At 71.7% G+C, this 20,405-nt stretch carries 21 protein-coding genes; 12 read left to right on the top strand and 9 right to left on the bottom strand.

What is annotated here, in order from left to right; all coding sequences use genetic code 11:
• Positions 1–3: 3 nt before the first annotated feature.
• Both ACWF79_RS26770 and ACWF79_RS26765 read left to right on the top strand, forming a co-directional pair.
• Positions 4–969, top strand: coding sequence for an LLM class F420-dependent oxidoreductase (locus ACWF79_RS26770; protein ID WP_453730727.1), 966 nt, complete (start codon positions 4–6; stop codon positions 967–969).
• Between the two features lie 10 nt (positions 970–979).
• Positions 980–1,648, top strand: coding sequence for an HAD family hydrolase (locus tag ACWF79_RS26765; protein WP_453730704.1), 669 nt, complete (start codon positions 980–982; stop codon positions 1,646–1,648).
• Between the two features lie 12 nt (positions 1,649–1,660).
• Here the strand turns inward: ACWF79_RS26765 and ACWF79_RS26760 are convergent, their stop codons facing one another.
• The 4 genes from ACWF79_RS26760 to ACWF79_RS26745 form a co-directional block, all read right to left on the bottom strand.
• On the bottom strand, positions 1,661–2,458 hold the full coding sequence (locus ACWF79_RS26760; protein WP_453730703.1) for a metallophosphoesterase family protein: 798 nt from the start codon (positions 2,456–2,458) through the stop codon (positions 1,661–1,663).
• Complete coding sequence (locus ACWF79_RS26755) at positions 2,455–2,721, bottom strand: BON domain-containing protein (protein ID WP_453730702.1); 267 nt, start codon at positions 2,719–2,721, stop codon at positions 2,455–2,457. The genes ACWF79_RS26760 and ACWF79_RS26755 overlap by 4 nt, the downstream gene beginning before the upstream one ends.
• Positions 2,708–3,481, bottom strand: a complete 774-nt coding sequence (locus ACWF79_RS26750) for a nucleotidyltransferase family protein (RefSeq protein WP_453730701.1) — start codon at positions 3,479–3,481, stop codon at positions 2,708–2,710. The genes ACWF79_RS26755 and ACWF79_RS26750 overlap by 14 nt, the downstream gene beginning before the upstream one ends.
• Before the next feature lie 140 nt (positions 3,482–3,621).
• A complete protein-coding gene (locus ACWF79_RS26745) occupies positions 3,622–3,984 on the bottom strand; it encodes a PRC-barrel domain-containing protein (RefSeq protein WP_453730700.1) in 363 nt (120 codons plus the stop codon).
• A gap of 197 nt (positions 3,985–4,181) precedes the next feature.
• Between ACWF79_RS26745 and ACWF79_RS26740 the strand changes: the two genes are divergently transcribed.
• Positions 4,182–4,598, top strand: a complete 417-nt coding sequence (locus ACWF79_RS26740; RefSeq protein WP_453730699.1) for a CBS domain-containing protein — start codon at positions 4,182–4,184, stop codon at positions 4,596–4,598.
• 123 nt (positions 4,599–4,721) lie between these two features.
• On the opposite strand, the gene ACWF79_RS26735 is transcribed toward ACWF79_RS26740, so the two are convergent.
• The 5 genes from ACWF79_RS26735 to ACWF79_RS26715 are packed head-to-tail and all read right to left on the bottom strand — an operon-like array spanning position 4,722 to position 10,408.
• On the bottom strand, positions 4,722–5,696 hold the full coding sequence (locus ACWF79_RS26735; RefSeq protein WP_453730698.1) for an ABC transporter ATP-binding protein: 975 nt from the start codon (positions 5,694–5,696) through the stop codon (positions 4,722–4,724).
• A complete protein-coding gene (locus tag ACWF79_RS26730; protein ID WP_453730697.1) occupies positions 5,693–6,724 on the bottom strand; it encodes an ABC transporter ATP-binding protein in 1,032 nt (343 codons plus the stop codon). The genes ACWF79_RS26735 and ACWF79_RS26730 overlap by 4 nt, the downstream gene beginning before the upstream one ends.
• Positions 6,724–7,710 carry an ABC transporter permease gene (locus ACWF79_RS26725; RefSeq protein WP_453730696.1) on the bottom strand — a complete coding sequence of 329 codons (987 nt, stop codon included), beginning with the start codon at positions 7,708–7,710 and terminating at the stop codon, positions 6,724–6,726. The genes ACWF79_RS26730 and ACWF79_RS26725 overlap by 1 nt, the downstream gene beginning before the upstream one ends.
• Positions 7,707–8,642 carry an ABC transporter permease gene (locus ACWF79_RS26720; protein ID WP_453730695.1) on the bottom strand — a complete coding sequence of 312 codons (936 nt, stop codon included), beginning with the start codon at positions 8,640–8,642 and terminating at the stop codon, positions 7,707–7,709. Before ACWF79_RS26720 ends, ACWF79_RS26725 begins: the two co-directional genes overlap by 4 nt.
• Before the next feature lie 14 nt (positions 8,643–8,656).
• Positions 8,657–10,408: an ABC transporter substrate-binding protein gene (locus ACWF79_RS26715; protein ID WP_453730694.1), complete on the bottom strand. Its 1,752-nt coding sequence runs from the start codon at positions 10,406–10,408 to the stop codon at positions 8,657–8,659.
• A 221-nt stretch (positions 10,409–10,629) separates the two neighbouring features.
• Between ACWF79_RS26715 and ACWF79_RS26710 the strand changes: the two genes are divergently transcribed.
• From ACWF79_RS26710 to ACWF79_RS26670, 9 genes are all read left to right on the top strand, one after another.
• Entirely contained in the window at positions 10,630–11,784 is a 1,155-nt protein-coding gene (locus ACWF79_RS26710; RefSeq protein ID WP_453730693.1) for an NAD(P)/FAD-dependent oxidoreductase, read from the top strand.
• 22 nt (positions 11,785–11,806) lie between these two features.
• Positions 11,807–12,121 carry a (2Fe-2S)-binding protein gene (locus ACWF79_RS26705; protein WP_453730692.1) on the top strand — a complete coding sequence of 105 codons (315 nt, stop codon included), beginning with the start codon at positions 11,807–11,809 and terminating at the stop codon, positions 12,119–12,121.
• Entirely contained in the window at positions 12,102–13,586 is a 1,485-nt protein-coding gene (locus ACWF79_RS26700; RefSeq protein WP_453730691.1) for an FAD-dependent oxidoreductase, read from the top strand. The genes ACWF79_RS26705 and ACWF79_RS26700 overlap by 20 nt, the downstream gene beginning before the upstream one ends.
• Positions 13,587–13,655: 69 nt before the next feature.
• Positions 13,656–14,573, top strand: a complete 918-nt coding sequence (locus ACWF79_RS26695) for a dihydrodipicolinate synthase family protein (protein ID WP_453730690.1) — start codon at positions 13,656–13,658, stop codon at positions 14,571–14,573.
• A 31-nt stretch (positions 14,574–14,604) separates the two neighbouring features.
• Entirely contained in the window at positions 14,605–15,609 is a 1,005-nt protein-coding gene (locus ACWF79_RS26690) for a proline racemase family protein (RefSeq protein ID WP_453730689.1), read from the top strand.
• Entirely contained in the window at positions 15,606–16,988 is a 1,383-nt protein-coding gene (locus tag ACWF79_RS26685; protein WP_453730688.1) for an aldehyde dehydrogenase family protein, read from the top strand. The genes ACWF79_RS26690 and ACWF79_RS26685 overlap by 4 nt, the downstream gene beginning before the upstream one ends.
• Positions 16,989–17,028: 40 nt before the next feature.
• Positions 17,029–17,706: a GntR family transcriptional regulator gene (locus ACWF79_RS26680; protein ID WP_453730687.1), complete on the top strand. Its 678-nt coding sequence runs from the start codon at positions 17,029–17,031 to the stop codon at positions 17,704–17,706.
• 151 nt (positions 17,707–17,857) lie between these two features.
• Entirely contained in the window at positions 17,858–19,123 is a 1,266-nt protein-coding gene (locus tag ACWF79_RS26675) for an alpha/beta fold hydrolase (RefSeq protein WP_453730686.1), read from the top strand.
• An 82-nt stretch (positions 19,124–19,205) separates the two neighbouring features.
• Positions 19,206–20,384 carry a M6 family metalloprotease domain-containing protein gene (locus ACWF79_RS26670; RefSeq protein WP_453730685.1) on the top strand — a complete coding sequence of 393 codons (1,179 nt, stop codon included), beginning with the start codon at positions 19,206–19,208 and terminating at the stop codon, positions 20,382–20,384.
• Positions 20,385–20,405 lie beyond the last annotated feature (21 nt).

Below are 20,405 nucleotides of genomic sequence, written 5' to 3'. Positions count from 1 at the left end.
GATATGGTACGCATCGGCTACACCATGATGACCGAACAGGCCGGACCCAGGGAACTGGTGTCCCATGTCGTCGGGGCGGAGAGAGCGGGCTTCGACTTCTCCGTCATCTCCGACCACTCGTTCCCCTGGCTCGATTCCCAGGGACACGCGCCGTACGCCTGGAGCGTCCTGGGCGCGGCCGCACAGGCAACCTCACGCATCCCCCTGATGACCTACGTGACCTGCCCGACGTTCCGCTACCACCCCGCGGTGATCGCGCAGAAGGCGGCCACGATGCAGTTGCTCAGCGAAGGCCGCTTCCGCCTCGGCCTCGGCTCCGGCGAGAACCTCAACGAACACATCGTCGGCGCCGGCTGGCCCGCCGCCCACGTCCGCCTGGAGATGCTGGAGGAGGCCGTGGGCATCATCCGCGAGATGTTCGACGGCGGGTACGTCAGCCACCACGGCACGTACTTCGACGTGGAGAACGCCAAACTCTGGGACCTTCCCTCCACGCCGCCACCGATCGGCATCGCCGTCTCGGGAGACCGCTCCTGCGCGCTCGCAGGCCGCCAGGGGGACCTGCTGATCGCCGTCGAACCGGACGCGGAGCTGACGAAGGCGTTCGCGGCACACGGGGGCGCCGGCAAGCCCTGCGTCGGCCAGCTCCCGGTCTGCTACGACCCCGACCGCGACGCGGCGGTGGCTCGCGCGCACGAGCAGTTCCGCTGGGCAGTGGGCGGTTGGGAGGTCAATGCCGAACTACCCGGCCCGGCGGGCTTCGCCCGAGCCACCGCGCACACCCGTCCCGAGGACGTCGCCGAGGCGATTCCCTGCGGCGACGACGTGGACGCCGTCGTGGAGGCGGTACGTCCCTACGCCGAGGCCGGGTTCACCGAGGTCGCCCTCGTGCAGGTCGGGGGCGATCACCAACAACCCTTCCTGGACTGGGCGGAGACGAAGCTGCTGCCCGCCCTGAGGGATCTGTGAGGGAGCCGGGATGAGCCGGGCAGCGCTGTTCGACGTCGACGGCACTCTTGCCGACACCAACCACCTGCATGTGACGGCGTGGTGGGAGGCCCTGCGTCAGGCGGGACACTCCGTCCCGATGCACGCCATCCACCGGGCCGTCGGCCTGCCCGGCGAGGACCTGCTCGGTCACGTCCTGGGTGAGGACCGCGACCGTACCCAGGACAACCGCATGAGCACGGCACACGACATCCTCTACGCCACGTACTTCGACCGCCTTCCGGCCCTGGCCTCGGCCTCGGAGCTGCTGCGGGCACTGGCGCGCGACGGCTGGAAGGTCGTGCTGGTCACCTCGGCCAAGGACAACGAACTCAAGGCCCTGCGCCGGGCGATCGACGCCGACGACGCGATCACGGAGACGGCCAGCGCGGACGACGTCGAGGAGGGCAAACCCGCACCCGAACCGGTCCAACAGGCCCTGGAACTGGCGGGGGTGCCGCCCGAGCGTGCGGTGTTCGTCGGCGACACGGTGTGGGACATGAAGGCCGCGACGGCGGCCGGTGTCACGTCCGTGGCAGTGCTGTGCGGCGGCATCCCCCGCCAGGACCTGGAAGAGGCCGGCGCCGCCGCCGTCTACCAGGACCCCGCCGACCTCCTGGAACGCCTCGACAGCAGCCCCTTCTCCGGGGTGCCGGCCTGAGTCTCCCGGCGGTCAGGTCGGCCGGGTCGAGGCTCGGCCGGCTCGGCCGTTCAGGGGCAGGTCGTAGAGGGCGAAGGCGCGGTCGATCACCGGCTGCGCCACGTTGCGGACATGGACGCCTCCGGAGGTCATGCCGTGCTCCGTGCCGAGGTGCGCGTGACCGTGGACGGCGAGGTCCGCCCCCTGCTCGTCGATGGCCTCCGCCAAGAGGTAGCTCCCGAGGAACGGGTAGATCTCCAGCGGTTCCCCCGCCAGCGTGTCGGGCACCGGGGAGAAGTGCGTCAGGGCGATCCTGACCTGGCAGCCGTCCGCCGTGAGCTCCCCCAGGGCCCGGCCAAGGTCGGACGCACCCTGCCGGGCCGTACGGACGAAGCTCTTCATCTCCGGCTCGCCGAACTCGCCCGCGCTACGCCCCGCGAACCCTCCGCAGAAACCCTTCACCCCCGCGATACCGACCTTGTGCCCGCCCACCGAAAGCTGCACGGAGTCCCCCTCCAGGACCGAGACCCCCGCCTCGGTCAGGGCGCGGGTCACGCCCGCCTCCTCCCCGGAGTGGTAGTCGTGGTTGCCGAGAACGGCCACGACGGGAACGCCGAGGTCGGCCACCTCCTCGGCCACCACCTCGGCCTCGGAGACGGTGCCGTGCCGGGTGAGGTCGCCGGCCAGCAACAGGACGTCGGCGCAGTCCGGAAGCGTCGCGAATGCCGGACGGAGCAGCCCGCGGCAGTCCGGTCCGAAATGGATGTCACCGACCGCCGCGACGCGCACGACATCGGGCCCGGCCGACTCCGTCCCGATCGCGCCGCTCATGGCAACTCCTCGTGTCGAGTGGGCGGTTCGGAGCCGACGACGACGAGGTCGGCGCGCACGGGAATGCCCGCGAGTTCGGACTGCGCCAGGCGCAGGATCTCGTCGCGCCGTGCCGCGGTCGACACGGTGCCGGAGAGGAGGACCGTCCCCCCGCGCAGTTCCACATGGATGCCGAGCTCGGCCACGTCCCCGCGCGCGAGGCGCTCCCGTACGTGCTCGACCCTGTACTCGCCCAGATACGCGCCCTGGTCACCGGCCGTCATCGGGCCCTCCTTCCGTAGTGAGACGCTGCGGTACGACGTCGAGCAGTTCGAGCAGGTACAGGAAGGCCGCCGCCATCGGGGCGCTCCCCGTCTCCTGGCGTACGGCGTCCCAGTCGATGCGCTCCCGCAACCCCCGCGCCACGGGCAGCAGCGGTCCGAAGTCGCAGTGGTGCTCGGACAGGGCCGCGAGTCGGCTGATCATGAGGTCAGTGGGGGCCAGGACGGGCATGTGTACGGAGTCCACGGGCAGGGTCTCGGCCCGGCCGAGGAGCTCGTCGGTGACCGGGTGCCCGGCCAGCGCGAAGATCAGGTCGATCTCCGCCGTGCCGGTGTGGGCCTTGATCAGCCAGTCCTCCGGCCGATCGACGATGCGCACCCCTTGCTCACGCAGCAGACGGGTGATCTTCTCGGCGTCCTCCCGGCGCACGGCGAAGTCGGTGTCGTGCCGAAGCCGGAGCGGCAGGCCGTGGGCGTAGGTGGCGACGCTGCCGACCAGCGCGAACGGGCACCCGGACGTCTTGAGAATGGCGCCGACCGCCTTCGTCGCCTCGAGAATGGCCTGGGTGTGGTCGACCGGCAGGGCCTGGCTCGCCGGGTCTCGGGTCGTCGCCTCGCCGGACGTCCCGGACGTCCCGGACGTGCCCGACGTGCCGGACTCGCCGGTCTCGCCGGAGGTGCCGACCTCGCCGGACGTGCCGGGCTCGGGATCGGCATCGGTGACTGGCCTGCGCAATTCGTCTGCTGCTTCCGTGAGATTCATTGAGCGCTCCTCTCCGGGCGGTTCCGGCCGCCCCGCCCCCGCGGGGCGAGAGCGCGTCTACCCACAGAGCGGGCGTGCATCCGCGGGGGCGGCGTCCGGTTCTCCCACCCGTTCGGGACGGCCGGGAGGGGCTGAGAGCCCTACATGTGGGGTTGGCGGTAGTACCGGGCGAACCGCTCCAGGTAGCCGGGTTCCCCGGATTCCCGGGACTCCTCGGCCTCGTCGTACTCCGGGGCGTCCTTGATCTCGTCCTTCGTCCGGTTGACGTACACCGTCTTCTTGGTCGAGTCGATCAGCTTGATCGTCCCGGCGGGAAGCAGGACGTGCTTGCCGAAGATCCACGTCCCTGTGTCGACGACGACGTAGGAGGAACCCACGTCCTCGGAGTGCTTGTCGATCTTGCCGATATGGCCGTCGGTCGCCTCGACCTTGTAGCCGATGATGTCGACCCCCTGCTGGTAGCCCGCGCTCGGGTGGTACACCCAGATGTCGAACTCGCTCACAGCGGCGCCTCTCTTTGCATGACACGGATGTGTGATGAACGGAGCATCTCCCTGTTTGCGCCGCACCCCAAACGCACACGCCGGAGAGTCACCCCGCCGCCAGCAGCAGGGTGCTTTCGACCGGATCGGGTGGATTGCATGCGTGGGGATATACCGGGCAGGCGGGTGGCGAGGTTCCATGCGAAAGGAGACTGGTGATGACCACCGCACGGGAGATCATGACCCCGGACCCGACGTGCGTGAAAGCCACCGAGTCCGTCCTGGACGCGGCGAAGAAGATGACCGAGCTGGGCGTGGGGGCGCTGCCGATCTGCGGCAGCGACGAGAAGCTCAAGGGCATGCTGACCGACCGCGACATCGTCGTGAAGGTCCTCGGCCAGGGGAAGGACCCGGCGACGTGTAAGGCCGGTGAGCTCGCTCAGGGCGAAGCCGTCACGATCGGCGCCGACGACGAGGTGGACGAGATCCTGCGCACCATGAAGGAGCACGAGGTGCGTCGACTGCCCGTGATCGACGGGCACACCCTGGTGGGCGTCGTGGCCCAGGCGGACGTGGCGCGCGCTCTGCCCAACCCCCAGGTCGGCGACCTTCTGGAGGCTCTCTCCGCCGCCTGACGGACGGCGGCCCGGCGGGCAGGCCCGGTGGATCCGGGACCTGCCCGCCGACCGCGTCCCCCGTGGTGCTGCGCGCCGACCGGCACACACGTAGCTGCGAGCCGGGGCACGTGGGGGGCCCGTTCAGGTGGCCTCGGGGAAGTGGCAGGCCACCTCCCTCGCCTCGCCCGGCGCCGTGATGCGAAGCAGGGGTGCCTCGGAGCGGCAGATCTCCTGCGCCTTGGGGCAACGCGGGTGGAAGGTGCAGCCGGGTGGGGGAGCGGCCGGGCTCGGGGGGTCGCCGAGCAGGGTGATGCGCTCACGAGCCCGTTCGGCCGCCGGGTCGGGCAGCGGGACGGCCGAGAGCAGCGCCCTGGTGTACGGGTGGGCAGGGGCGGCGTACACCCGCTCCTTGGCGCCGATCTCCACGATCCGGCCCAGGTACATCACCGCCACGCGGTCGCAGACCCGCTTGACCACCGACAGGTCGTGGGCGATGAAGAGGTACGCGAGTCCGAGTTCGCGCTGCAGCCGCTCCATCAGGTTGACGATCTGGGCCTGGACGGAGACGTCGAGGGCGGAGACCGGTTCGTCGGCGACGACGAGCCGCGGTCGTGTGGCCAGCGAGCGGGCGATGCCGATGCGTTGCGCCTGGCCGCCGGAGAACTCGTGCGGATAGCGGTCGATGTGCTCGGGGATCAACCCGACCAGTTCCATCAGCTCCGCGGCCCGCTTGCGGGCGTCCGTGGCCGAACTCCCCTGCACCAGCAGCGGATCGGAGATGATCCGCGCCACCGTCTGGCGTGGGTTGAGCGAGGAGTGCGGGTCCTGGAAGACCATCTGGAGCTCCCTGCGGAGCGGCTTCAGCTCGCGCTGCGAGAGATGGCTGATGTCGCGGCCTTCGTACGTGACGGAGCCCGCGGTCGGCTCCAGGAGCCGGACGATCAGACGGCCCGTGGTCGACTTGCCGCAGCCGGACTCGCCGACCAGGCCCAGCGTCTCGCCCGCCGCCACGTCGAAGCCGATGCCGTCGACGGCCCGGACCGGCGCCGACGAGCGGCGCCTGCCGGGGAAGGTCATCGTCAAGTCCCTGACGGACAGCAGAGGTTGATCGGTCATGTGGCGGCGCCTTCGTGGGCGGGGGTGCGGAATGCGGGGAAGTGGCAGGCGACCGGGTGCCCGGCCGGCCCGCCGAGCAGCGGGCGCTCGGTCGCGCAGCGGGAGCGCTCGTCGGCCGGTGTCTCGGCGAGCCGGGGGCACCGCGGCGCGAACGCGCAGCCGGGAGCGGGGGTGAGCAGCGACGGAGGGCTGCCGGGGATCGCGCGCAGCGGCGCGTTGTCGCTGTCGTCGAGGCGGGGCAGGGAGTCGAGCAGCCCCCGGGTGTAGGGGTGGGCCGGCGACGCGAACAGGTCGTCGACCGGGGCCTGTTCGGCGGCTCTGCCCCCGTACATCACCAGCACGTCGTGGGCGACGCGGGCGACCACCCCCAGGTCATGGGTGATCATGACGACGGCGAGGTCCCGCTGCTCCTGTATCCGGGCGATCAACTCCAGGATCTGGGCCTGGACGGTGACGTCCAGGGCGGTGGTGGGCTCGTCGGCGATGAGTAGATCGGGTTCACAGGCGAGCGCCATCGCGATCATCACGCGCTGGCGCATACCCCCGGAGAACTGGTGCGGGTATTCCCCCGCGCGGCGCCTGGGTTCGGGGATGCCGACCTCCGCCAGCGCCTCGACTGCCCGCTCGCGGGCGGCCTTGCGACCGCTGCCGAAGTGGACCCGGTGGTGCTCGGCGATCTGCTCGCCCACCGTGTAGTACGGATGGAGGCTGGAGAGCGGGTCCTGGAAGATCATCGCGATGCGCCGGCCGCGCAGGCGGGCGAACGCGCGCTCGGAGAGCCCGACGAGTTCCCGGCCGGCCAGCCGGATCGAGCCGGTGACCTCCGCGCCGGTGTGCAGACCGAGCACCGCCATGGACGTGACGGACTTGCCGGAGCCGGACTCGCCGACGATGCCCAGCGTCCGGCCCGGCCGCACCTCGAACGAGAGGGAGTCCACGGCGCGTACCGGACCGTGCTTCGTCGGGAAGGTCACCGTCAGGTCCCGTACGGACAACAGGGGGGCGGAGTCGTGCGGGGAGTCGGCCATCAGAACCTCACTCGCGGGTCGACGACGGCGTAGAGCAGGTCGACGGCCAGGTTGGCGACGACGATGAAGGTGGCGGCGAGCAGGGTGACGCCCAGGATGACCGGCTGGTCACCGGTGGACAGGGCGCCGTAGAACAGCCGCCCGATGCCGGGAAGACCGAAGATGGACTCGGTGATCACGGCGCCCGCGAGGAGGCCGCCCAGGTCCATCCCGAAAATGGTGAGGATGGGCGTCATGCCGGCCCGCAGACCGTGCTTGACGACGACCTTGCGGCGCGGCAGGCCCTTGGCCCGGGCGGTGCGGATGTACGGCTCCGCCATGGTCTCGATCATCGAACTGCGGCTCTGGCGGGCGTACATGGCCGCGTACAGAAACGCCAGCGCCAGCCAGGGCAGCAGCAGGTTGGAGGCCCAGCCGACGGGGTCGGAGCCGAAGGCCACGTACTGCGGATAGGGGAGGAGGCCGGCCACCCGGATCAGCCCGTAGATCAGCATCACCGAGGTGAAGTAGACGGGCAGTGAGGCGGCGGTGACCGCGCCGACCATCAGGACGCGGTCGGTGAGGGTGTCCTTGCGCAGGGCGGCGGCGACGCCCGCCGAGAGCCCGAGGACCAGCCAGATGATCGCGGCGCCCAGCGCGAGCGAGGCGGAGACCGGGAGCCGGTCGACCAGCAGGTCCCACACGCTCTGGCTGTTCTCGTACGAGTAGCCCAGGCACGGGAAGTCGCAGTGCAGGGCGTACTGGCCGCTGCCCATGGTGCGGCCGGTGAAGACTCCGGTGACGAAGTCCCCGAACTGCCGCCACAGCGGCTCGTCCAGGCCCATGTGGGCGCGGATCGCCTCCAGGCGCTCGGCGCTGCACGCCTTGCCGCAGGCCGCCGCGGCCGGGTCGGAAGGCAGGACGTAGAAGATGGTGAAGGTGACGGCGGCGATGGCGATCAGGACGCCGGCGACGCCGAGCAGCCGGCGGCCGAGGTAGACGGTCATGCGCGGCTGCCTCTCGGGTCGAGGATGTCCCGCAGAGCGTCCCCGAGCAGGGTGAACGCGAGCACGGTGAGGAAGAGGCAGAGGCTCGGGATGACGAAGTACATGGGGTCCGTGTCGTAGTACGTGACGCTCTCCGCGATCATCTGGCCCCACGACGGGGTGGGCGGACGGACGCCGACCCCCAGGTAGCTCAGGGCCGCCTCGGTGGCGATCATCCCCGGGATGATCAGGGTCGTGTACGCGATGACCGGCCCGGCGACGCCCGGGAGGATGTCGCGGGTGAGGATCCGCCAGGGCCCCGACCCGCCGACCCGCGCGGCGTCGACGTACTCGCGGTGCTTGAGCGAGAGGGTCTGTCCGCGCACGACGCGGGCGATGCCGGGCCAGCCGAACAGGCCGATGACGGCGGTCATCAGGACGACCCGGTTGACGTCCCTGGCCACCGACATCATCGCGATCATGAAGATGAGGGAGGGGAAGGACATGGTGAGGTCCATCAGCCGGGAGAGGACGGCGTCGGTACGCCCGCCGAAGTAGCCGGCGGTGATGCCGGCCGCCGTACCGGCGACGACGACGATCGCGGTGGCGGCGAAGGCGATGAGGAGGGAGACCTGCGCGCCGTGGACGACGCGGGCGAACAGATCGCGGCCGGTGACCGGTTCGACGCCGAGCCAGTGCTCGGTCGAGATGCCGCCCAGCGGGCCGAGGGGCTGGCCGCCCAGGTACGGGTCGATCGCGGACTTGTCGAACTCCTCGGGGGACCAGCCGCCCAGCGCGCTGAGCAGCGGTGCGGCCACCGCCATGACGGCGAAGAGAGCCACCACGACGAGGGAGATCTTGACGGAGGTGCGACGGCGCAGTTCCGCGCGGGCGAGCTGCCAGGGGCCGCTGCCCGCGGGAACGCCGTCCACGGGTGAGGAGAGGGAGGACATGGTCTGGTGGGTCCTCAGTTCTGGTTCGCGGAGGAGTCCTTGAGGCCGACCGTCGCGTAGTCGACCTGGCCGCCGAAGGAGGTGTGGCCGAAGGCTCCCGCGATGTTGGTGCCGAGCAGCAGCGGCTTCCGCTCGACGACGGCGGGGGCCGTCGGGGCCTTGGTGAGGATCTCCCCGTCCAGCTGCTGCCAGGCCTTGTTGGCCTGCGCGGCGTCGGTCATGGCGGCGATCGCGTCCATCCGCCGCATCGTGGCGTCGTCGCGGAAGAGCGAGTGGTTGCCGGAGTTGCCCTTCTCCTTGATGTAGCGGCCGTCGAAGACGAAGGGCAGGAAGGTGGAGCCGGAGGGGTAGTCGGGGCACCAGCCGGTGTAGACGAGATCGGTGCGGCTCTTGGTGTCGCCGATGGTGTCGTAGAAGGCGGACGGGTCGACGGTCTCGATCACGACCTTGATCCCGGCCCGGCCGAGGGACTGCTGGATCGCCTCGCCGACTCCCTTGTCTCCGTTGGAGACGGTGATGCTCGTGGTGAAGCCGTCCGGCTTGCCCGCCTCCTTGAGAAGCTGCTTGGCCTTCTCCGCGTCACCGGTGACCGGAATCTTCAGGGTGTCGGGCTGCTTGCCACCGAAGAGCGAGCCGGGCATGAGCGCGGTGGCGGGATCGTTGACGGCGGGGCCGCCGGAGGCCGTCACGACGGCCTCGCGGTCCAGGGCGTACTGCACGGCCTGGCGGACCTTGACGTTGTCGAAGGGGGCGCGACCGGTGTGCATCTGCACCATCTCCGTGCAGTTGGTGGACTCGGCGAGGAGCCGCGCCTTCACCTCGGCCCGGGTGAGCACCTTGGGGGTGGACTCGGGGCGCAGCTTGTCCCAGGAGACGGCGGAGGCGTCCGGGCCCTGGGACGCGATGAGCCGGTCGTCGATCTGGTGGGCCTTGAGGCCCATGACCACCACCACGCGGTCCGGGTACGCCTTGCGCACGCCGTCCGTCGCCGGGTCCCAGTGGGTGTTGCGGACCAGGACGAGCTGCTTGTCCCGGGCGTACGACTCGATCTTGTACGGGCCCGAGGAGAACGGGCGGTTGTCGTACTGGGGGCCCTTGTCCCGCGACTTCGGCACCGGGGCGAAGGTGGGCAGGACCGTGGCGTAGGGGAACTCGGCGAAGGGCTTGCGCAGTTCGAAGACGATCGTGCGGTCGTCGGGGGTCTTGACGGAGTCCAGGTGCTTGCCCTGGGCCGGGCCCTGGTAGCCCTCGGCCCCGGCGAGGTATCGGGCGGCGTAGTCGGGGCCGCCGGGGAGGTCGGGGGAGAAGGACCGCTCGACGTTGTACTTGACGTCCTGGGCGGTGATCGGGGTCCCGTCCTCGTACTTCAGGCCCTTCTTGAGCGTGAAGGTCCAGGTCTTGGCCCCGTTGGAGGAGACGCCGAGGTCCTCGGCGAGGTCGGGTGTCAACTCCCCGCCCTTGGCGCCCGGTTCCGCCTTGTAGGTCACCAGCGTGCGGTACAGCAGCCGGGTGCCGAAGTCCATGTCGCTCACCACCCAGTTGCGGGCCGGGTCGAGGTGGCTGAAGTCCTGGTTGGAGAGGACGGTCAGCGTGCCGCCCTTCTGCGGCGTGCCGCCGACCACCGCTCCCTCGTTGGCGGTTGCCGGGTTCTTTCGGCCGGCGCCGCCCTGGCCCGCGCCGGAGTGGCCGCCGGAGCAGCCGGCGGTGACGAGTGCGACGGTCGTCGCCAGGGTGGCGGCGACGGCATGCAGGGTGCGCTTGTTCATCAGTGGTCACTCCGAGAACAGTTGGGCAGCCGAGGCTGGAAGGTGACCAGTAAAATAATAATGTGAAATGGTACTGACAAGGTGTCGAGCCTCCCGTTACCGAGCCGTGTCCGAGGGTGCGGTCGGGTGTGGTCGGGAAGTGTTGTCGCGGGTAGGTCGCGGAGCGTTGAAACGGCGACGCGGGTCTTGTCAGGGCCTGTGCAATGTGAAATGTTACTGACGTGCTCACGAGAAACTCCTCGGACGTGATCGTCGTGGGAGCGGGTGTGGTCGGCGCCGCGTGCGCCTACTACTCCGCCCGCGCCGGCCTCACCGTCACCGTGCTCGACCGCGGTCCGCTGGCGGGTGGCACCACCGGTGCCGGTGAGGGCAACCTCCTGGTCTCCGACAAGGAACCCGGCCCCGAACTCGAACTCGCCCTGATCTCCGCCGCTCTGTGGCGCGAGCTCGCGGAGCGGCTCCCCGCCGCGATCGAGTACGAGGCCAAGGGGGGCCTCGTCGTCGCCTCCGCCGAGACCGGCCTGACCGCGCTGCGCGGCTTCGCCGCCGCCCAGCGGAAGACGGGGGTCACGGCGCACGAGGTCCCGGCGGACGGGCTGCGCGAGTTCGAACCCCACCTCGCCCCGGGCCTCGCGGGCGGCTTCCACTATCCGCAGGACGCCCAGGTCCAACCCGCCCTGGCCGCCGCCCATCTGCTGAGGGCGGCGGGGGAGCGGGTGCGCGTCGAGCTCGGCGAGGAGGTCACCGGCCTGCTCACCGGGGCCGGCGGCGAGATCCGCGGGGTCCGCACCCGTACGGGGGAGATCCATGCCCCGTACGTGGTCAACGCCGCCGGAACCTGGGGCGGGGAGATCGCCCGGCTCGCCGGGGTCGAGCTGCCCGTGCTGCCGCGCCGGGGTTTCGTCCTGGTCACCGAACCGCTGCCACGCGTGGTGCGGCACAAGGTGTACGCCGCGGACTACGTCGCCGACGTGGCCAGCGGGTCCGCCGCGCTGCAGACATCGGCCGTGGTCGAAGGGACACCCGCGGGCCCGGTTCTGATCGGCGCCAGCCGTGAACGGGTGGGCTTCGACCGGTCGTTGTCGGTCGAGGTGCTGCGGCGCCTCGCGGCCGGGGCCACGGAGCTGTTCCCCGTCCTCGCCGGGGTGCGGGTGATGCGGACGTACGCGGGCTTCCGCCCGTACCTGCCGGACCATCTGCCCGCCATCGGTCCCGATCCGCGCGTCCCCGGGCTGCTGCACGCCTGCGGCCACGAGGGCGCGGGGATCGGCCTCGCGCCGGTCACCGGGCTGATCGTCGCCCGGTGCCTGAGCGGCGGCGAACCGCCGCTCGACATCGGGCCGTTCACGCCCGACCGATTCGCACCCGCCGTCTGAGCCGCACGAGAGGAGGCCCGCCGTGGCCCGTACCCCCGCCGAACTGGTCGGGGCGCAGCCCGAGCCGCCGTTCGAGATCACCCTGGACGGACGGCCCCTGTCCGCCCTGCCCGGTCAGTCCGTCGCCGCCGCGCTGTGGTCGGCCGGTGTACTCGCCTGGCGCACCACCCGGGTGGGCGGCCGACCCCGAGGCGCCTTCTGCGGCATCGGCCAGTGCTACGACTGCCTCGCCACCATCAACGGGGAGCCCAACCGGAGGGCCTGCCTCGTCCCGGCGCGCCCTGGAGACGCGATCACCACGCAGGAAGGACACGGCCGTGCCGATCTCGGCGTCTGAAACCCACGACCTCGCCGTCATCGGCGCGGGATCAGCCGGCCTGTCCGGCGCCGTCACTGCCTCGGAGTCCGGCCTCTCGGTGGCTCTGCTGGACACGTCCACCCAGGTGGGCGGCCAGTTCTACCGGCAGCCCGCACCGGCGCTCGGAGCGGTCCGCCCCGAGGCGCTGCACCACGACTGGTCGGCCTTCGCGGAGCTGTGCCGACGCCGGGACGCCGGTGACATCACGCACCTGACGGGCCATCACGTCTGGTCGGTCACACGGGACGAGGACGGCCTGTGGTCGGTGCACGCGGTGACCGGCGCCGACGGCGACGGAGAAAAGCCCGTACGCGTGCGGGCGAGGGCCGTCCTGCTGGCCACTGGGGCGGCCGAGCGCCAACTCCCCTTCCCGGGCTGGACCCTGCCGGGCGTCGTGGGTGCCGGTGGCGCGCAGGCGATGCTCAAGTCGGGGCTCGCCCTGCCGGGCCGACGGATCGTCGTCGCGGGCAGCGGCCCGCTGCTGCTCGCCGTCGCCACCTCGCTCGCCGCCGCGGGAGCGCGCGTCCCCGCCGTCGTGGAGGCGACCGGCTATCTGCGGTACGCCCGCCACCCGCGCGCCCTCGCCACCAATCCGTACAAGCTCTCGGAAGCCGTCGTCCACGGCGCGGCGCTGCTCCGCCATGGAATCCCGGTCCGCACCCGCAGCGCCGTCGTCCAGGTGCACGGCGCCGAACGGGTGGAGGCCGTCACCGTCGCCCGGCTCGACCGGAACTGGCGGCCCGTACGGGGGCCGGTCCGCCGGATCGCATGCGACGCCCTCGCCGTGGGGCACGGCCTCGCGCCCCAGATCGAGCTCGCCACCGGACTCGGCTGCGCCACCCGCCGAACCGCCGACGCGACGACCGCCCTCGTCCTGGACGAGTTCCAGGAGACCTCCGTGCCCGGACTGTGGGCCGCGGGGGAGACGGGCGGAGTGGGCGGCGCCCGACTCGCCCTGATCGAGGGCGAGTTGGCGGGCCTCGCCATCGCCGCCCGGTTGCGCGGGCGGCCTACCCTCGCCGGGAGCGGGAGGGCGGCGCGGCTGCGCCGCCAACGGGACCGTATGCGCGTCTTCGCCGAGGTCATGGCGGCCGCGCACGCGCCCGGTCCCGACTGGCCGCACTGGCTGACCGACGACACGGACGTGTGCCGCTGCGAGGAAGTCACCGCCGGACGGGTCCGCGCGGCGGTCGACGAGCTGGGCGCCCGTGACGCGAGGAGCGTCAAGCTCCTGACCCGGGCGGGGATGGGGTGGTGTCAGGGCCGAATGTGCGGTGCGGCCGTGGCCTGCCTCGCGGCCGGCGGCGGATCGGTGCCTCCGTCGGAGGAGCGCCGCCCGTTCGCCGTCCCCGTCAGGCTCGGGTTGCTCGGCGCCCTCGACGCGCCGGACGCGTCCGAGGAGGATGGTGCCCTCCCGGAGGAGGGCATCCCGCCGGACAACTGATCCCCGGTGCCTCTCGGGCCACCACGTCCACCTCAGTGAAATGTCACACACTATTGAAAGGCCACCGTCATGACCGGCTCGACCGACACCACTTGGAACTCCGCACGTCCCTGGCGCGGCATCATGGTCGCCACCACCCTCCCCCTACGCGCGGACCTCTCCGTCGACTACGACGCCTACGCCGAGCACGTCCGCCGGCTCATCGACAACGGCTGTGACGGCGTCGTCCCCAACGGCTCGCTCGGCGAGTACCAGACGCTCACCGACGAGGAGCGCGCCCGCGTGGTGCGTACCGCGGTCGAGGCCGCGGGCGACGGCGCCCGGGTCATGCCCGGCGTCGCCGCCTACGGCAGCGCGGAGTCCCGGCGCTGGGCGGACCAGGCGGCCGAGGAGGGATGCGGCTCCGTGCTGCTCCTGCCGCCGAACGCCTACCGCGCCGACGATGAGGCCGTCCGCGCGCACTACGCCGAGGTGGCCCGGGCCGGTCTCCCCGTCGTGGCGTACAACAACCCCTTCGACACCAAGGTCGACCTGACTCCCGCCGTGCTTGCCCAGCTGCACGCCGAGGGGCACATCGTCGCCGTGAAGGAGTTCACCGGCGATGTCCGACGCGCCTACGAGATCGCCGAACTCGCACCGGAACTCGACCTGTTGATCGGCGCCGACGACGTCCTCCTCGAACTCGCCGTGGCCGGCGCCGTCGGCTGGATCGCCGGCTACCCCAACGCCTTCCCGGCCACCTGCGCCGAGCTCTACCACGCCGCGGTCTCGGGCGACCTGCACACCGCGGTCCCTCTCTACAAGTCGCTCCACTCGCTGCTGCGTTGGGACTCGAAGACCGAGTTCGTCCAGGCGATCAAGCTGTCCATGGACATCGTCGGCCGCCACGGCGGCCCGGTCCGCCCCCCGCGCTTCCCGCTCACGGGCCCGATCGAGGTCGGTGTGCGGGAAGCGACCGAGAAGGCCATCGCCGACGGCCACCACTGAGGGCCTGACGGTCCGACCGAAAGGAGTCCGCATGCGCACCCGCCACGTCTTCCACGCCGTCGACTCGCACACCGAGGGCATGCCCACGCGCGTCATCACCGGTGGCGTCGGGGTGATCCCCGGCGCCACCATGGCCGAGCGCCGTCTCCACTTCATGGAACACCTCGACCACGTACGGACGTTGCTGATGTACGAGCCGCGTGGCCACGCGGCGATGAGCGGCGCGATCCTCCAGCCGCCCACCCGCCCCGACGCCGACTACGGCGTCCTCTACATCGAGGTCTCCGGTTACCTGCCCATGTGCGGGCACGGCACCATCGGAGTGGCCACGGTCCTCGTCGAGACGGGCATGGTGCCGGTCACCGAGCCGGTCACCACCGTCCGCCTCGACACCCCGGCGGGCCTGGTCGGCGTCGACGTACGGGTGAAGGACGGCGCGGCCGAGTCCGTCACCCTCACCAACGTGCCCGCGTTCTGCGCGGGCCTTGACCGCAAGGTCGAGGTCCCCGGACACGGAACGGTGACCTACGACCTCGCGTTCGGCGGCAACTTCTACGCCTTCGTCCACCTCGACGACCTGGGGCTGCCCTTCGACCGTGCCCGCAAGGACGACCTGCTGGCCGCCGGTATGGCCATCATGGCGGCGATCAACGCCTCGCCGGACCGGCCGGTCCACCCGGAGCGCCCCGACATCTCCGGCGTCAAGCACGTCTATCTGGCGGCGCCCGGCTCCGACGCCGTCCGCTCCCGGCACGCGATGGCCATCCACCCGGGATGGTTCGACCGCTCGCCGTGCGGCACCGGCACGTCCGCGCGGATGGCGCAGCTGCACGCCCGTGGCGAACTCCCGCTCGGCCGCGACTTCGTCAACGAGTCCTTCATCGGTACGGAGTTCACCGGTCGGCTCATCGAGGAGACGGAGGTCGGCGGCCTGCCCGCCGTCGTCCCCACCGTCACCGGCCGGGCCTGGATCACCGGCACCGCGCAGTACTTCCTCGATCCCACCGACCCGTTCCCCGGAGGCTTCCTCCTGTGACCGCAGAAGTCATCTCTCTCCTCTCCCGCAATCCGGCCGACCCCACCGACGTACTGCTCCAGATCCCGGCCCCCGGGGCCTTCGCCGCGGCGGACGCCGTGGAGCGGGCGCGGGCCGCCCAGGCCGGCTGGCTGGCCGGCGGGGCGGCCGCCCGGTCGGCGGCCCTCGCCGCGGTCGCCGCGGCCGTCGAGGCGGCGTCCGAGGAGCTGGCCGCGCTCGCCGTACGCGAGGTGGGCAAGCCCCTCACCGAGGCGAGGGCCGAGGTCGCGCGTACCGCCGCGATCTGGCGGTACTACGCCCAGGCGCCCTTCGAGCCCACCGGCGCCGTCCACGAGCCCGCGGCCGGTACCGGGCTGCTCCTGACCCGCCGCCGCCCGCACGGGGTGGCGGGGCTCGTCACCCCGTGGAACTTCCCCTTCGCCATCCCGAGTTGGAAGGCCGCCCCCGCCCTCGCGGTCGGCAACACGGTCGTCCTCAAGCCCGCCCCGGAGGCGACCGCCTGTGCCCAGCGCCTCGCCGAGATCGTCCAACGTGCCCTGCCCACAGAGGTGTTCACCGTCCTGCCCGGCGGCTCCACCGAGGGGAACGCGCTCGTCACCTCCGCCGACGTCGTCTCGTTCACCGGCTCCACCGCCGTCGGCCAGGCGGTGGCGCGTGCCGCGACCGCGCGGGGCATCCCCGTCCAGGCGGAGATGGGCGGCCTGAACGCGGCCCTGGTCCTGCCGGACGCCGACATCGAGCGGGCGGCGGCCCACATCGCCGCCGCGATCGCCGGGTACGCGGGCCAGAAGTGCACCGCCACCAGCCGCGTGATCGCGGTCGGCGCCGCCCACGCCCCGCTGCGTGAAGCGCTCACGGAGGCGCTGCGGGCGATCCCGGTGGGCGACCCGGCCGACGCGGCGACCGTGTGCGGGCCGCTCATCAGCGAATACGCCCGCGATCAGGTCGGCGACGCGTGGCACGGCCTGCGCGCGCTCACCGGCGGTACCGTGCCCGAGGGCCCCGGCTGGTACGCGGCACCGACCCTCGTCGAGCAGGTGCCTGGCGGGCACCGGCTCCTGCGCGAAGAGGTCTTCGGCCCCGTCGCGGCCCTGCTCCCCGCCGACGACCTCGCCCATGCGGTGCGGATCACCAACTCGGTGCCGTACGGACTGGTCACGTCGGTCCACACCGCGGACCTGGACGCGGCCCTCACCGGACTCGACCGCCTCGACACCGGGATGATCCGGATCAACGCCCCGTCCACCGGCGTCGACTTCCATCTGCCCTTCGGTGGCTCCAAGGCATCCAGCCACGGCCCCCGCGAACAGGGACGGGCCGCCCTGGACTTCTACACCACGAGCCGCACCTACACGCTGGCCCCGGCCCGGGCAACGTGACATTGTACGCTGGTGATCTCGGCGGTACGAAGGGAACACCATGGGGCACCTGCAACAGCGCGACCTCGGCGCCACCCGCGAGCGGCTGCGCGACCAGGTCGCCCATGCCCTGCGGGCCGCCCTGATCTCCGGCGAACTCCGTCCGGGCCAGGTGTACTCGGCGCCCACGCTCGCGGAGGACTTCGGCATCTCGGCGACGCCCGTGCGTGAGGCGATGCTCGACCTGGCCCGGGAGGGTCTGGTCGAGCCCGTCCGCAACAAGGGGTTCCGGGTCACCGAGGTCTCCGAGAAGGACCTCGACCAGTACAGCGAGATCCGCGCCCTCATCGAGGTACCCATGGTCGGACGGATCACCCGCAGCGCCACCCGGGAGGAACTGGAGGCGCTGCGGCCGGTCGCCGAGGAGATCGTGCGCTCCGCGCGCGAGCACGACCTGATCGGCTACCTGGAGGCCGACCGCCGCTTCCACCTCTCGCTGCTGGCGCTCTGCGGCAACGAGAGGCTCGTCGAGACGGTCGGCGACCTGCGCAAGCGCTCCCGCCTGTACGGGCTCACCGCACTGGACGAGAGCGGTGACCTGATCCCGTCCGCCGAGGAGCACCTGGAGCTGCTCGACCTGATGCTCGCGGGCGACGCGAAAGGCGCGGAGAAGTGCATGACCCGGCACCTGAGTCACGTCCGCTCCCTCTGGGCGGCGAAGCGGGCCGCGACGAGCTGACGGCCGTGACCGGCTGACGGGCGAGGGCCTCAGCCAGGACGCGGGCTGATGGACAGGTGAGGGCTCCCCGCCCCTGGGGGCCGGGCCGTGCTCACTCATGAGCATGCAATGTCACACGTCACAGCACGGCCTCCCACCGTGGAAGGGACCCATGAACCCCTCGTACGCGACCGTCGACCACGTCTTCACCGTCCCCCTCGACCACGCGGCCCCGCACGGCCCGACCATCCAGCTCTTCGCCCGCGAGGTCGCCGACCCGGGCCGGACCGGCGAGCAACTTCCCTGGCTGCTCTTCCTCCAGGGCGGACCCGGCGGCAAGTCGCCGCGTCCCCAGTTCGGTTCACCCGCGTGGCTGCCCGAGGCCCTCAAGTCCCACCGTGTGCTCCTCCTCGACCAACGCGGCACCGGACGCTCCGCTCCCGTCACCGCGCGAGCGGCCGCCGGCTTCGCAAGCCCCGCTCAACTCGCCGACCACCTAGGGCACTTCCGCGCGGACGCCATCGTCGCGGACGCCGAACTGATCCGCAGACAGCTGTGCGGCGACGAACCGTGGGAGACGCTCGGCCAGAGCTACGGCGGTTTCATCACGCTCACCTACCTCTCGCAGGCGCCCGAAGGGCTTCGGGCGTGCTACGTCACCGGAGGCCTGCCCGGCCTGTCCGCCACCGCCGACGACGTGTACGCCCGCACCTACCCGCGCGTGCGGGAGCGCGTCCTCGACCTCTACGCCCGTTATCCGCAGGACGCCGATCGGCTGCGCCGCATCGCCCACCTCCTGAGCGCGACCGACGTCCGGCTGCCCGACGGCGACCGGCTCACCACCCGGCGCCTGCGGACCCTCGGTCTCGCCCTCGGCATGGGGGACGGCTTCGAGCGGATCCACTGGCTGCTCGACGAAGCCATCGACTCGGAGGGGGAGTTGACCGACACCTTCCTCCACCAGGTGATGGCCCTGACCGGCTTCACCGACAATCCGCTCTTCGCCGTCATGCAGGAGACCCTCTACGGGCAAGGGGACAAGCCCACCGGCTGGGCGGCGTCCCGCGTGATGGCCGGCTACCCGGAGTTCGCCGAGGACGCGGATCCCCTCCTTCTCACCGGCGAGATGATCTACCCCTGGATGTTCCGGGACATCAAGGGCCTGCGCCCCTTCGCCGAGGCCGCCGAGCTGCTGGCCGAACGCACGGACTGGCCGCCGCTCTACGACCCGCACCGCCTGGCCGCCAACCGTGTCCCGCTCGCGGCGATCGTCTACCACGACGACATGTACGTGGACGCGGAGCTCTCGCTGCGTACCGCACGTGACGTCGGCGCCACCCGCGTGTGGGTCACCAACGAATGGGAGCACGACGGCGTCAGCGCCTCCGGTGGACGGGTGCTGTCGCGGCTGATGGACCTCGCGGCCGGCCGCGCGTAGCCCGGCTCCGTACCCCCCACGCCACCCACACACCCACGCCACCCACACACCCACCAACCCACCCGCCTCCGACGGGAGAGCCATGACCACCCTGTCCCGCATACTGCGACCCCTCGCCGCCGCAGCTGTCCTCGCATCCGTCCTGTCCGTCCCCGGCGCCGCGTCCGCGGCACCGAACTCCCCGGCGCGGGCTGCCGATTGCGCGCTTCCGGGAGAGACCGGCTGGACCGACGAGGGCCACGACACCGACCGGCACCAGTTCCAGCCGTCCACCGGAACCCGGCGCGTCCTCACCCTCTTCGTCGACTTCCCCGACGCCCAGGCCACCGACTCCACCGAGCCGTACGCCGCCCAACTGGCCCCGGCCGCCGCCTGGATGAACCGGGCCAGCTACGGCCGCCTCCGGCTCCAGAACACCGCGCTGCACCGCTGGATACGCATGCCCGCCGACTCCACCTCCTACGGCTTCGCACGCGGCCTCACCTTCGAGGTCCACGAGAAGTACCTGCGCGACGCGATCACGGCCGCCGACCCGCACGCGGACTTCTCGCGGTACGACATGGTCCATGTCGTCCCCACCAGGGCGGCGACCGCCGTCCCCTTCTCCCCGACCTACCTCTACGACCCGAACACGGCCGGGATCACGGCAGACGGCACCCGCGTCAAGTGGGCCGTCACCTTCGGCCAGGACATGTGGCGCTGGGGCCACAAGGTCGTCGCCCACGAGACGTCCCACACCTTCGGCCTGCCCGACCTGTACGCCTTCACCGGCGCCACCCACCGGTTCGTGGGCGGCTGGGACGTCATGGGCGACATCGCCGGAGCCGCCCCGCAGTACCTCGGCTGGCACTCCTGGAAGCTCGGCTGGACCGACGACCACCAGGTCGCGTGCCTCCCCGACTCCGGCCGCCGCACGGTGAGGCTGACCGCGGTGGAACGACCCGGCGGAACCAAGATCGCCGTACTGCGCACCGGTCGGACGACGGCCTACGTCGCGGAGGCCCGCCGGGCCGAGGGCAACGACGCGACCGCGTGCGCCGACGGCGTCCTCGTCTACAAGGTCGACTCCGCCGCCCCCACCGGCGAGGGCCCGGTACGGGTCATGAACGCGAACCTCACCGCGACCCCGCCCCCGGGCTGTACCCAGCTGGACCTGGCCACGTACGCACCCGGCCAGACGTTCACCGACCCGGACACCGGGGTCCGCATCGAGGTCCTCGCGGGCGGAAGGGCGGGGAACACGGTGCGGCTCAGCACGTGAGCGCGGCTTGGAGGTGAAGAT

It is taken from the genome of Streptomyces sp. NPDC054975 (assembly GCF_053609105.1).
Note: the sequence above shows the minus strand (reverse complement) of the source record. Positions and strands in the feature narration are given on the sequence as shown.

What these genes read in the sequence shown, in the direction of transcription:
- ACWF79_RS26670 (WP_453730685.1), top strand. Translation starts at nt 19,206, where the DNA reads ATGACCACCCTGTCCCGCATACTGCGACCCCTCGCCGCCGCAGCTGTC.
- ACWF79_RS26675 (WP_453730686.1), top strand. Translation starts at nt 17,858, where the DNA reads ATGAACCCCTCGTACGCGACCGTCGACCACGTCTTCACCGTCCCCCTC.
- ACWF79_RS26735 (WP_453730698.1), bottom strand. Translation starts at nt 5,696, where the DNA reads ATGACCGATCAACCTCTGCTGTCCGTCAGGGACTTGACGATGACCTTC.
- ACWF79_RS26690 (WP_453730689.1), top strand. Translation starts at nt 14,605, where the DNA reads ATGCGCACCCGCCACGTCTTCCACGCCGTCGACTCGCACACCGAGGGC.
- ACWF79_RS26755 (WP_453730702.1), bottom strand. Translation starts at nt 2,721, where the DNA reads ATGACGGCCGGTGACCAGGGCGCGTATCTGGGCGAGTACAGGGTCGAG.
- ACWF79_RS26725 (WP_453730696.1), bottom strand. Translation starts at nt 7,710, where the DNA reads ATGACCGTCTACCTCGGCCGCCGGCTGCTCGGCGTCGCCGGCGTCCTG.
- ACWF79_RS26730 (WP_453730697.1), bottom strand. Translation starts at nt 6,724, where the DNA reads ATGGCCGACTCCCCGCACGACTCCGCCCCCCTGTTGTCCGTACGGGAC.
- ACWF79_RS26680 (WP_453730687.1), top strand. Translation starts at nt 17,029, where the DNA reads ATGGGGCACCTGCAACAGCGCGACCTCGGCGCCACCCGCGAGCGGCTG.
- ACWF79_RS26740 (WP_453730699.1), top strand. Translation starts at nt 4,182, where the DNA reads ATGACCACCGCACGGGAGATCATGACCCCGGACCCGACGTGCGTGAAA.
- ACWF79_RS26760 (WP_453730703.1), bottom strand. Translation starts at nt 2,458, where the DNA reads ATGAGCGGCGCGATCGGGACGGAGTCGGCCGGGCCCGATGTCGTGCGC.
- ACWF79_RS26695 (WP_453730690.1), top strand. Translation starts at nt 13,656, where the DNA reads ATGACCGGCTCGACCGACACCACTTGGAACTCCGCACGTCCCTGGCGC.
- ACWF79_RS26765 (WP_453730704.1), top strand. Translation starts at nt 980, where the DNA reads ATGAGCCGGGCAGCGCTGTTCGACGTCGACGGCACTCTTGCCGACACC.
- ACWF79_RS26715 (WP_453730694.1), bottom strand. Translation starts at nt 10,408, where the DNA reads ATGAACAAGCGCACCCTGCATGCCGTCGCCGCCACCCTGGCGACGACC.
- ACWF79_RS26770 (WP_453730727.1), top strand. Translation starts at nt 4, where the DNA reads ATGGTACGCATCGGCTACACCATGATGACCGAACAGGCCGGACCCAGG.
- ACWF79_RS26750 (WP_453730701.1), bottom strand. Translation starts at nt 3,481, where the DNA reads ATGAATCTCACGGAAGCAGCAGACGAATTGCGCAGGCCAGTCACCGAT.
- ACWF79_RS26720 (WP_453730695.1), bottom strand. Translation starts at nt 8,642, where the DNA reads ATGTCCTCCCTCTCCTCACCCGTGGACGGCGTTCCCGCGGGCAGCGGC.